Below are 19,143 nucleotides of genomic sequence, written 5' to 3'. Positions count from 1 at the left end.
CCATCAAATTACTAAGCATTTGACTTATTTCTAATAGGAAAAGCGAAATTAAGAAATTCTACTAAAAGGACTGCTTTTATGGCACAAAAAAAGCTTCAGTAAAAAACTGAAGCTTTTAAATTAAAATTAAGGGATCGTTATTCTATTATTATCTTCTTATCTATTATAGTATTATTTTCTGTCTTAATACTAACAATATATAAACCTGTGCTTAAGTTTGAAATTGAAATACCGTTTGCTAATGTTTGTGCACTTAAGTCTTGTTTATTAAATACATTTTGACCTAAAGTATTATATAAAACTAATTGCTTTACATTATCTTTTAATCCTTTTACAAATAGAGATTCTTGAGTATTGTTATAAAAAATAGTAGTGTTTTCTTTTGTATCGAAATCTTCAGTGTTTAGCGTTTCTCCTGGTGTAAATACAATTTCAAATCGATTAGCAACAACACCTGCTTCTACTGTTACTGTATATGCTAGTGTTCTAAGATTATGGTATGTATCATTATCTTTTAAATAAATGTCTAAAGATGGATCTACATTTTCTAATGCATCAATACCTATTTCTATAATACCTCCATTTTCCGTTTTAACAGTTAATGGCAGAGCTGTTGTTGGTAAAGTTTCGTTTGTTCCTTGTATTACAAATTTCTCATTTGCAAAATTCCAATACATATCTTCAATATTAACTTCGTCTATTTTAGCATCGTATCCCCAATTATAATCTATACTTGTATTTTCGTCGATGGTTAAAAGAATTTGTCTTTTATAAGTTTCGGGAGATTTATAGCCAAATCTAAATTTAGATCTTAAATCCTCTACTGCATTGTCTTCTGTATTAGTAACAGAAGTAGTATTATTCTTAAAAAACCATGAATTTGCATTCCCTATTTCTTTAACAAAAATTCTTTGATCGTTGTCAAATTTAATATCGCCAGAACTTAATCCTTCTACAAAGAACCCTTGACCTACAGGTATGTAACGTCTTGGTGTCTTTATACCAGTACCTCCTGATGCATCTGTTCCTCCTGTTGTATAGTTGTGCTGTATTGCAGGAGCTCCGCCCGAAAGGTTTCGTACTCCATAACCTCCTTGGTATCCTACAGTATTGTGTGTACCTCCTGCAAAATGCTCCCAAAAATAAAGCTTTCCAGTAAGATTTGGATTGTCATTAATAAATTCATGAGCATCTATTGCAGATGCGTATGGGTTACCAACTAAGTAAGTATTACCTGTCGTTATTGGCAATAGTATTGCACCATTGTTAGGCTTACCAGAAAAAGTATAATTTTGTTCGTTGGTAACAGCTCCTAACCCAGGTCCTTTCATCGAGTAGCCTTCTCCAACTTTAAGACTTCCATTATCTGAGACATGTTGCCAATTATAGTAATCTGTTGCAAGGTTTCCGTATTTCCATAGCCAATAATTAGCAATTTTAATTGATGAAGTACTATTATCTCCATTATAACCACCAATAAAGTCGATTGCTATTGGATTAGTAGGATCTGTTCCATCCATCATAACATTACCTATAGTGTAAATTTCATTTCCATCTACTACCGAGTTGGTATCACTAGAATGTACTGGAGACGAAAAATAATTATAAGTATATAAATTTTCTGTTCCTTGTTGATCTCTTTCTATTCTACCATTAGTACCAACAACTAACTCACTATCGTTAGTTTGAATTAATTGAGAATCATTCTCAAGATCTATAAAGCCATTTAATTCTAAATACCACGTGTTTTTAAGTTCGTTATTTGCAATTTCTAATTCTTTATTTGCATCTACTAACAAACCTAGCGTTGTATGATTTACAGCTGTATCTACATTATTTTTTACACTTACAATAGACCAGTCTTTATTATTTACTTCATCTGTAATATCCCAAACATCTCCATGAAGCCATGTTGCTGTTGTTGACCAATTTCCATCTGCTATTGTTTGATAAGGCATTGGAGCTGTTTGCTCTTGAACGCTTGTGATATTATGAAGTTCTAAGTTATTATTATTTTCGGAATAATCAGATGTTGTATTACTAATTATGTTAGACATTGGGTAATATCCTTTTAAACGACTCCATAATACCTTTTCTGAAGTACTAAAATCTTGAATATCTTTTGGTATAACAGTACCTCTTAAAACTCCTGAGTTATTCTCAATTTCTTGATATACCATTTGTTTTATTTGATCGTTTGTTAATGCAGAATCAAAAATTCTAACTTCATCAATATCTCCTTTAAAATGACCAAAACCAGCTGTGCTTGTATTTGTTGGATATCGTCCTATTGTAAATCCTCTTTGTGAATAAATATGAGGAGTTCCATTAAAATTTTTAGTTAAAAGTTCAGAATTTAATCTTGAATCTGTTGTTGTACCAACCAATTCTCCATTTAAATACAATTTAACTGTTTGGTCTGAAGAATTAAATACTCCTGTTAAATGATACCATAGATCATTTTCTAATTTAATACCTAATGACGAATCTGGTTGAACCTGTATATTAGAAGGATAGTTACTAGAAGCTGTTACTTGATCTTGAGTAATAACATAAAAAGCAGGTGTCCTACCATTAGTTACGTATAACCTCATATTTTCCTGACCTGCAACACTATATAAATTTGGAAGGTTCCCACTTGAAGTATGACCAATTTTTACCCATCCCATAACTGTTCCTGCTGTCCAGTTTTCTATGTAAGGTGCTGTATCTAAATAATCATCTATTCCATCGAAATCGATAGTTGCTGAAGATGGTGGATTAACATTAAAAACATCTCTATAATCTAAATCACCAACTGTAAATAAATCTCCATCTGCATCTGGTAAAACTGTTAAATTAGTTGGATCATCTATCTCATCGTTATAATCTAAATCATTAACATTAGATCCTTCAAAAGAATCATCTAAACCATCTAAATCTGTATCTACACCACTTGCTACATTAGCCATTCCGTTTTCTTCAATATCCAACATTTGATCGTTGTCTGAATCTAAATCTAAATAGTCTGGAGTACCATCTCCATCTGTATCTTCTATGTTTACAAAGCCTTCTCCATAATTATCGTCAACTCCATCATTATTTGCATCTATCATTGATGCACCATTACCACTTGGAGCAATATAACCTATTGTTGTTTGAGCTTCTACATTATCTGGAATACCGTCATTATCACTATCTATGTCAATAAAATCTGGGATATTATCTCCATCTAAATCATTACTACAATTTAAGCCATAACCCGTTGCATACAAAAATGTAGGTCCTTGAACTTTTTGTGTAACCTTAACAGTATTTGTTGCAGACGAATTCCATGTTATTGTATTAAACTGTGGATGAGATGGGTCTATAATTAAATCTTCTAATATTGAAGTTGCTGTACGTTTTCCCTGAATAGAAACTTCTCCGTTTGGAGATATAAAAATTCTTAATGAAATGAATAACGGATTACTATTATTATAATTTATTGACCAAACATTAGAATTACCAGACTGACCATATAAAGAATTATCTGAAGCAAAACGTACTAAAGACTCTCCAGTTGTATATGCCCACGTATTATCAAACTGAATTTCATCAGGCACTAATTTGGTACCGTTTATAATTAAATTAAAACTATTGTCTATCGAAGAAATATCAATTACATAACCACCTGTTGAAGCAGTCAAGTTAAAGGTTTGAGTGTTTCCGTTTGTAACAGAAAAAGTACTAAATTCTACTCTTCCACATTCATCAAAGTCTAGTATACCATCATTATCATTATCAAGATCACAACTGTTATTTAACCCATCTCCATCTGGATCATTAGTAGTTGCTGTACCTAAAATAGCACCATCTACACAATAATCAATTAGTGTTCCGTCAAAATTTCTACAATCATTATCTAACATTAGAGTTTGTGAACAGTTACCATAAGCAATACAAGCTTTAGAAACATTTGCTAACTCTGTAGAGTTATTAAAATTTTGGTAGACATTAGCTTTGTCTGCTGCATTTGTTCCTGGATAATACTCTAAATCAAGGTTTGGGCCTATTGTACCACTATTAAAAGTAGCTTTTTGTCCAAATCTTATATATCCAAGTTTAGAGTTACTGGTTGGACCTGCAAAAACACCATTTGTAACATTAACAGTACTTTTAATTGTCATTTCTCCTTCATTATAAAGATAATCAGAACTTGAAGACATATTCATACCAGAATTAAGATCCATAGTTGCATAATTTTCTAACACACCTCCATTAAAGACAATAGTCCCCGATTCTGTTATAAAAAGTCCAGTATTAATTATCTTTCCTCCATCTAAATCAAATCCTTGTTCTGTAGTTACATTACCACAATTACTAAATATAACATTAGACTTAAAAACAAAACTTAATCCTATATTCAAATCACCTCTATTTCTAAGGTTAGTTGCACCTTCTAATACTATGTCTTTATTAATATCGAAAGTCCCAAAATTTTCAATGAAATTATTAGCAGAAGGGCTATCAAATTTTAAAGCTCCCATTTCTATTAAGCCATAATTTACAATACTATTAGCTCCTGAACTATTGAAATCAAAATCTACATTTCCAGATGTTCCGGTTTTTAAATATCCCGTTGCCGAAACAAATAAATCTAGTTCACTTTTAAATTCAACAGGTTGAAAAATAATAAAAGAACCTTGTACATCAATATCTACGCTGGTATTTATCGTTGTTATTATAGTACCATTTATAGTTACTGTTATACCTGGTGCAATACAAACCGAACTATTATCATGAAAAGTAACATCGGTAAGTGTTGCATTTGCTGTAAAACAAGTTTTAGTATTACTCGCAAAAACAAAATTACCTGTTGTAGGACCAACAACATCACAATTATTACATTGTGAGTAAATATTATTTATTAAAAAGAAGAAAAGTACTAAAAAAGCACTTTTAAGTAGTGTTGTATTCATAGGTTAAATCATTAATTTCCAATAGACTTGGGGAGTCAAAGGTAAAAAGTAGGCGCAATATTAGTTTAAATAACAAACACAAACATTTATTATTCGATTAAATGCACAAATTATCGTTTAGTTTATGCATTAACGCATTTTAAACTAAAAACGAATAACTACTTGATTTAATAACTGTTAAGTTCGCTTCGGCAACTTAATTTGCTTATACATTTTTACACAATAAAGTCTACCAAATCTTCAATTTTAGAGATGAGTTGAATTTTTATTTCGGTATCTTCAAGTGAAATTTTATTGTATTTTGAAACGAATATAGTTGAAAAACCAAGTTTCTCAGCCTCAAGAATACGTTGTTCCACGCGTTGAACTGGACGAATTTCTCCAGACAAACCAACTTCTGCAGCAAAACAATAATTTGATGGTAAAGCTTCGTCTTCGTTTGAAGATAATATAGAAGCTACTACTGCTAAATCTATAGCCGGATCATCTACGTTAATACCACCTGTAATGTTTAAAAATACATCTTTTGCTCCTAAACGAAAACCAGCTCGTTTTTCTAAAACCGCTAAAAGCATATTTAGTCGTTTAGCATTAAAACCTGTTGCACTACGTTGCGGTGTTCCATAAACCGCAGTACTTACTAAGGCCTGTACTTCTATCATTAAAGGTCGAACGCCTTCTAAAGTTGCAGCAATAGCATTACCTGAAAGTTCTTCGTCTTTTTTTGAAATTAAAATCTCGCTTGGATTACTAACCTCTCTTAAACCTGTCCCTTGCATTTCATAAATACCAAGTTCGTGTGTAGAACCGAAACGGTTTTTTTGAGCACGTAAAATTCTAAAAACATGATTTCTGTCTCCTTCAAATTGTAAAACAGTATCGACCATATGTTCCAGAATTTTTGGACCTGCAATATGACCGTCTTTAGTAATATGACCAATTAAAATTACTGGTGTATTGGTTTCTTTAGCAAACTTAATAAGCTCTGTTGTACATTCTTTTACTTGCGAAATGCTTCCACTAGAGGATTCTATATAATCGCTATGCAAGGTTTGAATAGAATCTATAATAACAATATCTGGCTCTAAAGCCTCAATTTGCTTAAATATGTTTTGCGTTTTGGTTTCCGTAAGAATATAACAACTATCGTTCTCTGGATTAATACGTTCGGCACGCATTTTTATTTGTTTCTGACTTTCTTCACCTGAAACATATAACGTCTTGTATGGTAATTTTAGTGAGATTTGAAGTAGTAATGTACTTTTACCAATTCCTGGTTCTCCTCCTAAAAGCGTTAATGAGCCAGGTACAATTCCGCCACCTAAAACACGATTAAACTCACCATCTAAAGTATCTAATCTTGCTTCCTTTGAAGAATCTATTTCTTTTATTGTTAGCGGTCTAGAGGTACGTTTTTTTGTATTTGTAGGCGTTTTCCATTCACTTTTCTCTGGTTTTTGAACGACTTCTTCTACAATAGTATTCCATTCTTTACAGGCTGTACATTGTCCTTGCCATTTAGAATATTGTGTGCCACAACTTTGGCAAAAAAAGGTGGTTTTTACTTTAGCCATAATTGCTTTCGTCTTTGTACTGAAACTATATAAGAAACAGCAGAAATCTCTTTATTTTAGTTAATTAATCCTTCCGCGAAAGCGAAAAAAATCTTTTTTATTAATATCCGAAATCGGCTTTAATTTGCTCAGACAATTCTAACACGTGATCTTTTGTAATACCGCCTATTTCCTCTAATATATAGGCTGACTGGTACGTTTTCATTGCTTTTTTTGTAGCCCCAGTTTCTTCATAAAAGCGTCCTAAATAGTAATTTCCTAAAAGTGTATTTGGATATTCCTTTCTAGCTAATTTTCCTAGAGGCTCAAAATACTCATACTTTTTAGACTTGTTTATTGCTGCTGCTATCGCTCTAAAATCGTTTACTAGTATTGGCTTTTTTATACCGAAAAGATCGTCGATCATTTCATATTTTTCTGTTAAATAATCTACAGGAGATGTTTCTAGTTTTAAAATGGTCTCTTTATATTCTTCCTTAGAAATTGGTTTAAAAACAAAGAAAATACTTTCTAACGCTTTAGGTATAGCATGTGCCGGAAGCGAATAATGCGTAGGGCCTTCAAAATTATCAAACGTGCTTAATACATTTTTATTATCTATTCCTTTTATAGCCGTATTTAAAGCTTCTGTATTTGCCTTAATGCCTTTAATATCGTTATTAGATGTTGCTAAATAATAGAATGTTTTAGTCGTTATATTAGGAAGTCTTTCGGTTAAAAAGGTTTGCATATCTGGAGCTAGTTCTGGACTTAAACCTATGTACGCATTAAATAAAGGAACTTCTTTAAATAAATAGTAATTAATAAAGTTTGCCGTAATTCCATGACCAACAGCTACTTTAAATTTTTCTGTTCTGTAGGTTTTTTCTATGTAAGGCATTAATTCCATGCCAATAAAGTCGAAAAAAGCTGCACCTGTTTCTATAGGTAATGAATTTTGCTCAGAATACATAGTGTCGCTTTCTCGTTTATCGAACTGATTAACTCCAACGACTATTGCCTCTGGAATATCTTCCCAATAGGCTGCGTATTCAACATTTCCTGCTACAATTTCGAACATATAATCACCATCTAAAACTACAATTATAGGATAACTTTTATCGCCAGAATCGTAACTTCTTGGTAATTGAATTTTAACTTCTCTTGCCTCTCCAAGTTTTTCGGAATTAAAATTTTTATAAGTGACTTGAGCACCAATAAATTGGGCTGAAAAAAGTATAACGAAAAGGTGTAAAATACGTTTCATAATGGTTTATATAAAATTAAAATGCAATGTACAAATTATTTTTTTCTATTGTAAATAGGCAGAACCAATAGAGACAAGCCTCCTAAAAGGATAATCATTACGGTTTGAGATGTCCACATAATCCAGCCAAATGCAATACTTGGTGTTTCGGCAATTCCAAAGATAGCAAAGGCACCAAAAACGGCTACAGGATAAGAACCTAATCCTCCATTTGTAGCAGCAATACTAAAACTCGCAGCTATAAAACCTATTAAAATGGCTCCAAATGGAATAGGCTGCAAACCTGTAATTGCAAAACTCGTAACGTAAAACATAAGCACATACATTCCCCAAATAAAGAAGGTGTGAAAAATGAAAGCCCATTTTTTCTTCATTTTAAAGATGCTAAGAGCGCCTTCAATGAGCCCGTTAACAAACGTCTTAATCTTTAATGCTATTTTAGATGTACTTTTTTTAATGTAAAAAATAAAAAACAAGCCTAATGCAACTAGCACTGAAAAGGCTATTATAACTTTTAGTGGATTAAATCTTTCTGCAAAAAAATTATAGATAAAATCGAACTCTAAGAACAGTGTAATAGCTATAATTAATAACATCACTAAAACATCTGCAACTCGCTCTGCAACTATAGTTCCAAAACCTTTTTCGAAAGGGACTCCTTCGTAATTAGTTAATATTGATGCTCGTGCAACTTCTCCTGCACGTGGAATAGTATAATTAATTAAATAAGTTGCAAAAACAGCCATTAAACTATTTCCAAACTTTACTTTATAACCAAGTGGCTCTAACTGAAATAACCACCTGTAAGCTCTTGATAGGTGACTTAACAACCCTAAAAACATACCCAAAGTGATATAAAGATAATTTGCAGATTTAAAATGTTTTACAAGTTCATCTATAGAAACCTTTGATAGAGAATACCATATTAAAAAAACGCCCAATAGAATTGGGAGCGAAATTTTTAATATTTTAAGAAGACTCTTATTCAATTGTTATTTCAATAAATTAGTAGCTTCATCGGGAAATACCAATGACGGCTTAAACACTTTAGCTTCTTCAATATCCATAAAACCGTAGGTAATCAAGATAAGCACATCTCCAGGAGACACTAGTCTTGCCGCCGCTCCATTTAATGTTATTTCTCCGCTATTTCTTGGTCCAGGAATAGCATAAGTTTCTAATCGAGCTCCATTATTATTATTTACAATCTGAACTTTTTCTCCTTGAATAATATTAGCCGCATCCATTAAATCTTCATCGATAGTAATACTACCAATATAATTAAGGTCTGCGCCTGTTACTTTTACTCTATGAATTTTTGATTTTACTACTTGTATTTGCATGGTACAAAGATAATTAATTTAGTGCTATATTATCTATTAATCTTATGTCATCTGCATAGGCAGCAACAAACGCACGATACGTTTTAGATTTAGACTTTCTTTTTACTGTTTTTAATGTTGTAATATCTGCAATTATAAAATATTCGAGTTCTAAAAACTCGTTTTTAGCAAATTGTTTTTCAACCCATTTCGTTACTTCATTAGCACTTTTTGTGCCAAACTTATCTTTAGCAGCCAGGAGTGTTTGAAAGATAAATGGTGCCGCCGCTTTATAATCTGGTTTCAACCTAGCATTTCTAGAACTATATGCTAAGCCACTACTTTCTCTATAGATTTCACAACCTTTTACATTTACCGGAATACCGTGCTTTTGAGCTAGCTTTTTTACGATAGCTAATTGTTGAAAATCTTTTTCTCCAAAATAAGCATTTTCAGGTGTTACTATTTCAAAAAGTCTTTTTACAATGGTACCAACACCATCAAAATGACCTTTACGAAATTTGCCCTCCATTTCGAATTCTAAGCCATCAAAACTAAAATGCCCTGCTTTTGTATTACCTTCATAAATGTCTTCAACTGTTGGAGCGTAGACCAAAATATCCTTAGAAATTGTTTCCAAAAGCTTTATGTCTTCTTCCAAAGTTCTTGGATACTTTTCCAAGTCATCTAGGTTATCAAACTGTGTAGGGTTTACAAAAACACTAACAACACAAACATTGTTTTCTTGCAATGCTCTTTTTACTAAAGACATGTGACCATTATGCAATGCTCCCATGGTTGGCACAAAACCAAAAGTTATTCCTTTTGCTTTTTCCTTAGAGATATGATCTTTAATTTCGGATTTATTGGTAAAAACTATCATTTTTAATATAAAATTAACGCGTGCAAACATAATATATTAGTCGCAATCTGCATAAAATTTTGTACTTTTGCGTGTTTTTTAATTTCATTTTTTAATGTTGAATTACTTTTTAAGTCTTTCAATCTAAAAGAAAACTATAGAAAAACTAGAATATAAATCGATTAAAACTAACGTATGAAAGATAAGAGAATATTATATGTGTCGTCCGAGGTAGTACCATATTTACCAGAAACAGAGATTTCTTCAATGGCGTTTGAAACTCCTAGAATGGTAAACCAGCAAGGAGGACAAATTAGAATATTCATGCCTAAATATGGAAATATTAATGAAAGAAGACATCAGTTACATGAAGTAATTAGACTTTCTGGAATTAATTTAGTGATTAATGATTTAGATATGCCACTTATTATTAAAGTTGCATCTATACCTAAAGAGCGTATTCAAGTTTATTTTATAGATAATGATGAATACTTTAAAAGAAAAGCAACTTTAACAGATGAAGATGGTAAACTATTTTCAGATAACGATGAACGTGCAATTTTCTTTGCAAAAGGTGTTATTGAAACTGTTAAAAAATTAAACTGGTCTCCAGATATTATTCATGTACACGGATGGCTTGCTTCCTTGCTACCATTGTATTTAAAGCAGTTTTACAAAGACGAACCATTATTTAACGAAAGTAAAATTGTAACCTCTGTATACAATCAAAGCTTTGAAGACACGTTAAATAAAGACCTAATTAATAAAGTTGCTTTCGATAATATTGATAAAGACGCAATAAAAGATTTAAAAGAGCCTACTTATAATAATTTAATGAAGGTAGCTATAGATAACTCTGATGCTTTGATAATTGGTTCTGAAGAAATACCAAAAGAACTAAAAGATTATTTAGAAAAGACAGACAAACCTGTTTTAGATTATAAAGAAAAAGACGAGTTCGCTGAAGCTTATACTACGTTTTATAATGAAAGTGTTTTATAATACACGAAGAATAAAATTTTATGAAAAAAATGATTAAAAGCCTTAAGTCTTATGTCCTACTTGGCTTAATTTTAGTGATTTCAATATCTTGTGATAATGATTTTACCAATATTGAAAGTGAAATTCAAGGTATAAAAAACTTTGAAGCCGCAAGTAGATTATTTCCATTTATTACAAAAACACAAACTTTTACTCCTTTCACTGCAAGTGGAGTAAGTGATGAAGTTGGTGTGAAAAGCAACAATTTAAATGGTAATCTTTTTGGTGTTTACACTAACCCAACTGCAACTTTTGGAACAACAGTAGCTAGCGTTACCGCTCAAGTTGCACCAATTACATATAACCCAGACTTTGGAGACGACAACAGAACCATTGAATCTGTATGGTTAAACATTCCTTATTATTCTACATTACAAAGCACAGACGAAGCTGGAAACAATACCTACACATTAGATTCTATTATAGGAAATAGCGATAGCGACCAACAGTTTAAACTCTCTGTCTACAGAAGTAACTATGTTCTTAGAGATTTAGACCCTAATTCTGATTTTCTGGAATCACAATGTTACTATTCTAATCAATCTTCTTTATTTGAGTCGAACTTAACAGCTTCAGATTTAATATATGAGGATTCAGAATTCACTATAAATGCTACCGAACACACTACAACAGAGCTAAACGCGGATGGTGAAGCAGAAACTACACGCTATCCTCCTGCAATTAGACTTAATCTATTACACTCTGGACCAGCCAACGCTAATGCGAATTTAAACATGTCCCTTTGGCAAAGTATTTTCTTTGCAAACCAAGGCACTAATGTTTTAAGTACGAAAAGTAATTTTAAAGATTTCTTTAAAGGTTTAATTTTTAAAGTAGAACCATTAAATTCTAGTTCTCCTACTGGAAGTTTAACTTATTTAAATTTTAATGCTGCAAGCATTCTTTTCGACTATACAAATCAAGAAGAATTAGATGCTGAAGAAGAATATGCAGACAGTGCAGCAACGGTATATAGGTTAGAGTTCAACGATAATATAGTTAATACATTTAACCAAATTAATGTTGAAGATCACGATCAAGATCAAGACAACCTTTACTTAAAAGGAACTGAAGGTTCAATGGCTGTATTAGAATTATTCTCTGGAAATATAGAAAATGAAGATGGAGATTTAGTACCTACTTTCGATTATTTCTATAGCAAAAAGGACAAATGGTTAATTAATGAAGCTAATTTGGTTTTTTACGTAAACAATGATCTTCTTAATGACAGTAGATCTGAAAATGACGAACCTAACCGCCTAACACTATACGATTTAAAGAACAATACACCAATTCTAGATTACTTTTTAGATGGCTCTACAAATACCGTACAACCTACTTTATCTAAAACTGGCTTTTCTGAAGTACTTGAAAGAGATAGTGATGAGAAAGGTGTTAGATATAAAATTAGACTAACGGCACATATTACAAATATATTACAGAGTGATTCTACAAATGTTAAATTAGGCTTGTTTATTGCAAACAACGTTAATATACTAGAACAATCTAAAATTCAAGGCAGAAACAACGATAATGATGATAGTACATTAGATATTGTACCAAGCACAAATGTTTTAAGCCCGAAAGCAACAATTTTGCATGGTTACGACGCTAATATTAGCGAACCATTAAGAGCAGAATTCGAAATTTTTTATACAGAACCAGAAAACTAAAAATATATGTGTGGTATAGTTGGCTATATTGGCAAAAAAGAAGCATATCCTATTATTCTTGAAGGACTAAAAAGACTTGAATATAGAGGGTATGATAGTGCAGGAATCGCTTTATACGATGGCGAAAACTTAAGACTATCTAAAACTAAAGGTAAAGTTGTAGATTTAGAAAACAAGATTAATAAAGAAATGCATACCAGCGGTACTGTTGGCATTGGGCATACACGTTGGGCTACACATGGTGTTCCAAACGATGTAAATTCTCATCCACATTATTCTAATTCTGGTGACTTAGTAATAATCCATAATGGAATTATTGAAAATTACGCTTCCATAAAAAAAGAGTTAATAAAAAGAGGTTATACTTTTTCTTCGGATACTGATACTGAAGTATTAATCAATCTTATTGAAGACGTAAAAAAGAACGAAAAAGTAAAACTAGGAAAAGCAGTACAAATAGCATTAAACCAAGTTGTTGGAGCTTACGCTATTGCTGTTTTCGATAAAAATAAGCCAGACGAAATTGTAGTGGCAAAATTAGGAAGCCCACTTGCCATTGGTGTTGGTGAAGACGAATTTTTTATTGCTAGTGATGCTACTCCTTTTTTAGAATACACTAAAAAAGCCATTTATCTTGAAGATGAAGAAATGGCCATTGTACGCCTAAAAAAAGGCATAAAGATTAGAAAAATTAAAGATGACTCTTTAGTAGCTCCATACATACAAGAATTACAACTTAACTTAGAGCAAATTGTAAAAGGTGGTTACGACCACTTTATGCTTAAAGAAATACATGAACAACCAGAAGCGATAAAAGATACTTATCGTGGTAGAATGCTTGTGAAAGAAGGCATAATTAGAATGGCAGGAATAGATGATAATCTTGAACGTATTCTAAATGCAAACCGAATTATTATTATTGCTTGTGGCACATCATGGCATGCAGGTTTAGTTGCAGAATATATATTTGAAGATCTAGCTAGAATTCCTGTTGAAGTAGAATACGCTTCAGAATTTAGATATAGAAATCCTGTTATTACAGAAAAAGATGTCGTTATTGCTATTTCTCAATCTGGAGAAACTGCCGATACGTTAGCAGCTATAAAATTAGCTAAATCTAAGGGTGCATTTGTATTTGGTGTTTGTAATGTTGTTGGTTCCTCTATAGCAAGAGAAACACACGCAGGAGCATATACTCATGCTGGTCCAGAAATAGGTGTAGCATCTACAAAAGCTTTTACAACACAAATTACTGTTCTAACATTAATAGCTTTAAAATTAGCTAAAGAAAAAGGAACAATCTCTAAGTCGGATTTTCAACTTCATTTACAAGAACTAGAGCTAATTCCAAGTAAAGTTGAAAAGGCACTCTTACAAGACGAACATATTAAAGCTGTTGCTGAAATATATAAAGATGCTAAAAACTGCTTGTATTTAGGTCGTGGTTATAACTTTCCAGTTGCATTAGAAGGCGCTTTAAAGTTAAAAGAAATCTCTTACATTCATGCAGAAGGATATCCTGCAGCAGAAATGAAACATGGACCAATTGCTCTAATCGATGAGCAAATGCCTGTTTTTGTAATAGCAACGAAAAAAGGTCATTACGAAAAAGTAGTAAGTAACATTCAAGAAATAAAATCTCGTAAAGGAAAAATAATAGGTATTGTTACTGAGGGAGATCAAGATGTAAAACAGCTTGCAGATCATATTATCGAAGTACCGGAGACAATAGAGTCTTTAACACCTTTATTAACAACTATACCTTTACAGTTATTATCGTACCACATAGCAGTAATGCTTAATAAAAACGTGGACCAACCTAGAAATCTAGCTAAGTCTGTTACCGTAGAGTAATATTACTATTCGAAATTTAAAGCCATCGCTTCAAATTATCAAATACTCATAAATCATTATCTTTTTTTATACTATTAATAAAAAAAGGTGATGATTTTTTTTATATTTTTTATTATGCATGCATAATTTTGTTAACTTTTTTTTAAGATATACTTAAAAAACGTATATTGGCACATAATAAATTAACTAAATCTAAAAAATGAGAACAATTTTATCAATTGTATTGTTGTTTTGTTGCACTCTTACTTTCGCGCAAACTACAATAACTGGTACTGTTATGGACAATAACGGTTTACCTATTCCAGGCGCAAATGTAATTGTAACAGGAACATCTTCAGGAAGCGAAACCGATTTTGATGGAAAATTTACTGTTACAACAGATAACAACCCTCCATTTTCAGTACAAGCTAGTAATGTTGGCTTTTCTACTGAAATAATGGATATTGCTTCAAAAAATCAAAACTTAAATTTCATTTTACAAGAAGGAAGTATCCTCGATGAAGTCGTTCTTTCAGCTTCTAGAACTCCAGAACGTATCTTCGAATCTCCTGTAACGGTTGAACGTTTTGGCTTAAAAGAAATTAAAAACACAGCTTCTGCAGATTTTTACGGTGGTTTAGAAAACCTTAAAGGTGTAGACGTTAACACAAATAGTTTAACATTTAAGTCTGTAAACACTCGTGGTTTTGCAACTTTTGCAAATACACGTTTTATGCAGCTAGTAGATGGTATGGACAACTCTACTCCTGCTTTAAACTTCCCAATCGGAAACTTAGTTGGTATGGTTGAAACAGACGTACAGAGTGTAGAATTATTACCTGGAGCATCCTCTGCTCTATATGGTGCGAACGCTTTTAATGGTGTTTTATTCATGAGAAGTAAAAACCCTTTCGATCATCAAGGAATAAGAGCCTCTCTTAAAAGAGGTATCACTTCTCAAGAAGCATCTGGAGACAACGAATACACCGACGTTGGTGTTAGCATGGCTCACAAATTCTCAGATAAATTCGCTGCAAAAATTAATTTTGGTTACTTAAAAGGAACAGATTGGGCTGCTACTAGCGAAGTAGATAAAATTAATCCTAACAGAACACGTGCAAACACAAACTACGATGGTATTAATGTATATGGTGACGAAGTTTCTACTAACATCCGATCTGCTTCTGGCTTAGGAATTATTCCAGACGTCGTTGTGAGTAGAACTGGTTATAACGAAAGCACTTTAACTAACTACAATGCAGAGAGTATTAAAGCAGATTGGGGATTCTATTACCGACCAATTACAGATAATAGTCTAGAGCTTTCTTATGTTGGAAAAATAGGAACAGGTTCTACAATATACCAAGGAACTAACAGATATAACATCAATGGCTTTTTTCAAGAACAACATAAATTAGAAATAAAAAATGACAACTTTTTTGTTAGAGCTTATTTAGTTGCTGATAAAGCAGGTGACTCTTATGACATGACTGTTACCGGAATTCAAATTAATAGAGCATTTAAAAGTGATAAAGATTGGTTTGGAGATTATATTGCAACTTACGCAGGTATAGAATTAACAGGAAACCCAACAGGATTAACAGATCAACAAAAGCATGATACAGCCAGAGCTGTTGCAGACACAGGTCGTTTTGAACCAGGTTCAGCAGAATTCAAATCGGCTTTTAATACAAGTATTAAAGATCCAAACTTAGCAACAGGTTCAAGATTTCAAGATGCCTCTAAATATTATCATTCGGATGTAAATTACAACTTTAGCCATTTAATAGATTTTGCAGACATTCAAGTAGGTGGCTCTTTTAGAAGCTACGACTTAAATTCTGGTGGAACTATTTACACAGATAGAGATGCTGCAATTAGATATTCAGAATTAGGTTTTTATACTCAAATTCAAAAAAACTTTGAAATAACAGAAGATATGGCGTTAAAAATAACAGCTTCAGGGCGTTATGATAAGTCTGAATTATTTGATGGTTTCGTTTCACCTAGACTATCCGCAGGTTTAACACTAAACAGAAATCACAACGTTAGAGCTTCTATTCAAACAGGATTTAGAAATCCAACAACTCAAGATTTATTTATTGGTTTAGATTCATCAGATGCTATTTTAATAGGTTCTGCTGTGGATAATTTAGATCGTTATTCAGGTGACTATTCAACAAACAACACTAGTCAAGCAAATGTAATTACACAAACGGGTGCTGCAGCATACAACAACTCTTACAGCGAAACTTCTGTCAACTCATATCTAGCATCTGGAAACATCAATGACTTACTAATATCAAACCCTAATTTAGTAAAGCCAGAACAAGTAACTTCTGTTGAAATTGGATATAGAGGAAAGTTCGATAACTTAATAGTAGATTTTAGTACTTACTATAACAAGTATCAAGATTTTATTTCTCAAGAAGTTGTAATCGCTCCATTATACGGTGTAGTTGGTGATGGAACACTTTCTGTTGATGCACTTGATTTTGATGATGTAAAGAAATATAGTACGTATACAAATTCAGATGTGGATGTTAATTCTTATGGAGCTTCTATAGGACTATCAACTAAAGTTTTCGACAACTATGATTTGAGTGGAAGTTACACCTTCACAAAACAAGATTTTGACAGAGCTGCTAATCCAGATTTCGAAACAAATTTTAATACACCAGAGCATAAGTTCAAAGCTTCTTTTGGTAATACAGAGGTCTTTAAAAACTTCGGTTTCAATATCGCTTATAGATTTAGTGATGATTACTTCTGGGAAGCAACCTTTGGAGACGGTGTTGTACCAGAATTTCATACAGTAGATGCACAAATAAACTATAAAGTACCAAGTTTAAAATCTGTGATTAAAGTAGGAGCTACAAACCTTACAGGTAATGAATACTTTACAGCATTTGGAACAGGATTTATAGGATCTATGTACTATGCGTCATTAACCATTAATAACTTATAAAATGAAGACATTTAAAAACTTAAAATATATTGGACTTCTAGCTATAGCTATTGGTTTTACTGCTTGTAATGATGAAGAAGATTATGAACAATTCTTAGAAGAACCACCAGTAGATGCGGTAACTTTACCAACATTAAATGCTGGCTCTGCCGACTTCTCTAACTATATCGCTGTAGGTGCTTCATTTACTGCTGGTTTTACCGATGGCGGATTATTTATGGCTGGACAAGAAAATTCATTTCCTAATACATTAGCAAAGCAATTTTCAAATATAGGTGGAGGAACTTTTACACAGCCCTTAACTGCAGATAACTATGGCGGATTAACGGTTGGAGGAAGTAGAATTCAAAATCCAAGATTAGTTTTTGGAGGTGCTGGACCAGTATCTTTAGAATCTGTAATTGGATCTGTAACTGTTGGAACCGATTTATTATCTCCTCCAACGGGACCTTTTAATAATTTTGGAGTACCTGGAGCAAAAAGTTTCCATTTAATTGCTCCTGGATATGGAAATCTAGCAAACCTATCAGCTGGTTTAGCAAATCCATATGCAGTGCGCTTAACAGCTGCAACACCAGATGCCTCAATGGTGCAATTAGCAGTAGCTCAGAACCCTTCATTTTTCACACTAAGTGAAATTGGAGGAAACGATGTTTTAGGCTATGCTACGACTGGTGGTGATGGAACAAATCTTATCACACCTACTGCTACTTTCGATTTTGCATTAACAACAATAGTAACTTCTTTAACCTCGAACGGTGCCAAAGGAGCTATTGGAAATTTACCAGATATTACAAGCTTAGCTCACTTTACAACTGTACCACATAACCCTTTAGACCCTTCGAATCCAAGTTTTGGACCTCAAATACCATTACTAAATTCAATATTTGGAGCTTTAAATCCAATATTTAATGCTGTAGATCCTGCTAGGGCAATTGTTTTTTCTGAAACAGAAGCAAGTGCGGTTGTTATAAAAGACGAAACCTTAACTGATATATCAGGAGTAATAGCGGCACAATTAAATGCTAGTCCTACATTTCCTGCTTTTATAGCTCAATTTGGATTACCTCCTGCGGCAGCTCCATTAGTAGCGAACCTTTTAGGTACAACTTACGGACAAACTAGACAAGCTACTCAAGAAGATTTATTCGTACTACCTAGCTCTTCTATTATAGGAACTGTAAATACAGCAAATGTTGTAATCTTAATGGGTCAAGGTCTTCCTCAGGCTTTAGCAGGACAGTTTTCTGTAGAAGGTGTTACTTTACCTCTTGAAGATAAATGGGTATTATTACCAAGTGAGCAACAAGAAATTGCTACTGCAACTAATGCCTTTAATGCAAGTATAGCCTCTATTGCCTCGAGCAATGGCTTAGCTTTAGTAGATTTAAATACTATTCTAAGTCAAGCTGCTTCAGCAGGTGTTCAGTTCGATGACTACAACTTAAGCACAGGTCTAGTAACTGGTGGTTTAATAAGTTTAGATGGTATACACTTAACAGCCAGAGGTTACGCTTTAATGTCCAATGCTTTCTTAGATGCAATAGACACTACATATGGATCTAACTTTATAGCTTCTGGTAACGTAGCAAAAGCTGAAGATTTCGGCATAGCTTATTCTCCTTTACTACAATAAGAACAATAAAATATAATATTCTAAAACGCCTTCAATTTGAAGGCGTTT

At 32.6% G+C, this 19,143-nt stretch carries 11 protein-coding genes; 5 read left to right on the top strand and 6 right to left on the bottom strand.

Annotated elements, in window-relative coordinates:
* Positions 1–137: 137 nt before the first annotated feature.
* The 6 genes from ASC44_RS10155 to panC form a co-directional block, all read right to left on the bottom strand.
* The gene (locus tag ASC44_RS10155) at positions 138–4,940 is read right to left on the bottom strand and encodes a LamG-like jellyroll fold domain-containing protein (protein ID WP_055447489.1); all 4,803 of its coding nucleotides are present in this window, start codon (positions 4,938–4,940) and stop codon (positions 138–140) included.
* A 215-nt stretch (positions 4,941–5,155) separates the two neighbouring features.
* A complete protein-coding gene (gene radA, locus ASC44_RS10150) occupies positions 5,156–6,514 on the bottom strand; it encodes a DNA repair protein RadA (RefSeq protein WP_055447488.1) in 1,359 nt (452 codons plus the stop codon).
* A 100-nt stretch (positions 6,515–6,614) separates the two neighbouring features.
* A complete protein-coding gene (locus tag ASC44_RS10145) occupies positions 6,615–7,760 on the bottom strand; it encodes an alpha/beta hydrolase (protein ID WP_055447487.1) in 1,146 nt (381 codons plus the stop codon).
* Between the two features lie 35 nt (positions 7,761–7,795).
* Positions 7,796–8,749 (bottom strand): lysylphosphatidylglycerol synthase transmembrane domain-containing protein, encoded by a 954-nt coding sequence (locus ASC44_RS10140; protein WP_055447486.1) that lies wholly within the window; start codon positions 8,747–8,749, stop codon positions 7,796–7,798.
* Positions 8,750–8,752: 3 nt separating this feature from the next.
* Positions 8,753–9,103 (bottom strand): aspartate 1-decarboxylase, encoded by a 351-nt coding sequence (panD, locus tag ASC44_RS10135; RefSeq protein ID WP_013869457.1) that lies wholly within the window; start codon positions 9,101–9,103, stop codon positions 8,753–8,755.
* Positions 9,104–9,116: 13 nt separating this feature from the next.
* Complete coding sequence (gene panC / locus ASC44_RS10130; protein ID WP_055447485.1) at positions 9,117–9,965, bottom strand: pantoate--beta-alanine ligase; 849 nt, start codon at positions 9,963–9,965, stop codon at positions 9,117–9,119.
* A gap of 174 nt (positions 9,966–10,139) precedes the next feature.
* On the opposite strand from panC, the gene ASC44_RS10125 reads away from it, so the two are divergent.
* From ASC44_RS10125 to ASC44_RS10105, 5 genes are all read left to right on the top strand, one after another.
* Positions 10,140–10,946 carry a glycogen/starch synthase gene (locus ASC44_RS10125; RefSeq protein WP_055447484.1) on the top strand — a complete coding sequence of 269 codons (807 nt, stop codon included), beginning with the start codon at positions 10,140–10,142 and terminating at the stop codon, positions 10,944–10,946.
* A gap of 20 nt (positions 10,947–10,966) precedes the next feature.
* Positions 10,967–12,658 (top strand): BamH family beta-barrel-assembly machinery protein, encoded by a 1,692-nt coding sequence (locus ASC44_RS10120; protein ID WP_055447483.1) that lies wholly within the window; start codon positions 10,967–10,969, stop codon positions 12,656–12,658.
* 6 nt (positions 12,659–12,664) lie between these two features.
* Positions 12,665–14,512 (top strand): glutamine--fructose-6-phosphate transaminase (isomerizing), encoded by a 1,848-nt coding sequence (gene glmS / locus ASC44_RS10115; protein WP_055447482.1) that lies wholly within the window; start codon positions 12,665–12,667, stop codon positions 14,510–14,512.
* A 199-nt stretch (positions 14,513–14,711) separates the two neighbouring features.
* A complete protein-coding gene (locus ASC44_RS10110; protein WP_055447481.1) occupies positions 14,712–17,459 on the top strand; it encodes a TonB-dependent receptor in 2,748 nt (915 codons plus the stop codon).
* A 1-nt stretch (position 17,460) separates the two neighbouring features.
* On the top strand, positions 17,461–19,095 hold the full coding sequence (locus ASC44_RS10105) for an SGNH/GDSL hydrolase family protein (RefSeq protein WP_055447480.1): 1,635 nt from the start codon (positions 17,461–17,463) through the stop codon (positions 19,093–19,095).
* The last annotated feature ends 48 nt before the right edge of the window (positions 19,096–19,143 follow it).

This window comes from Lacinutrix mariniflava (genome assembly GCF_001418015.1).
GTDB classification, from domain to species: domain Bacteria; phylum Bacteroidota; class Bacteroidia; order Flavobacteriales; family Flavobacteriaceae; genus Lacinutrix; species Lacinutrix mariniflava.
Note: the sequence above shows the minus strand (reverse complement) of the source record. Positions and strands in the feature narration are given on the sequence as shown.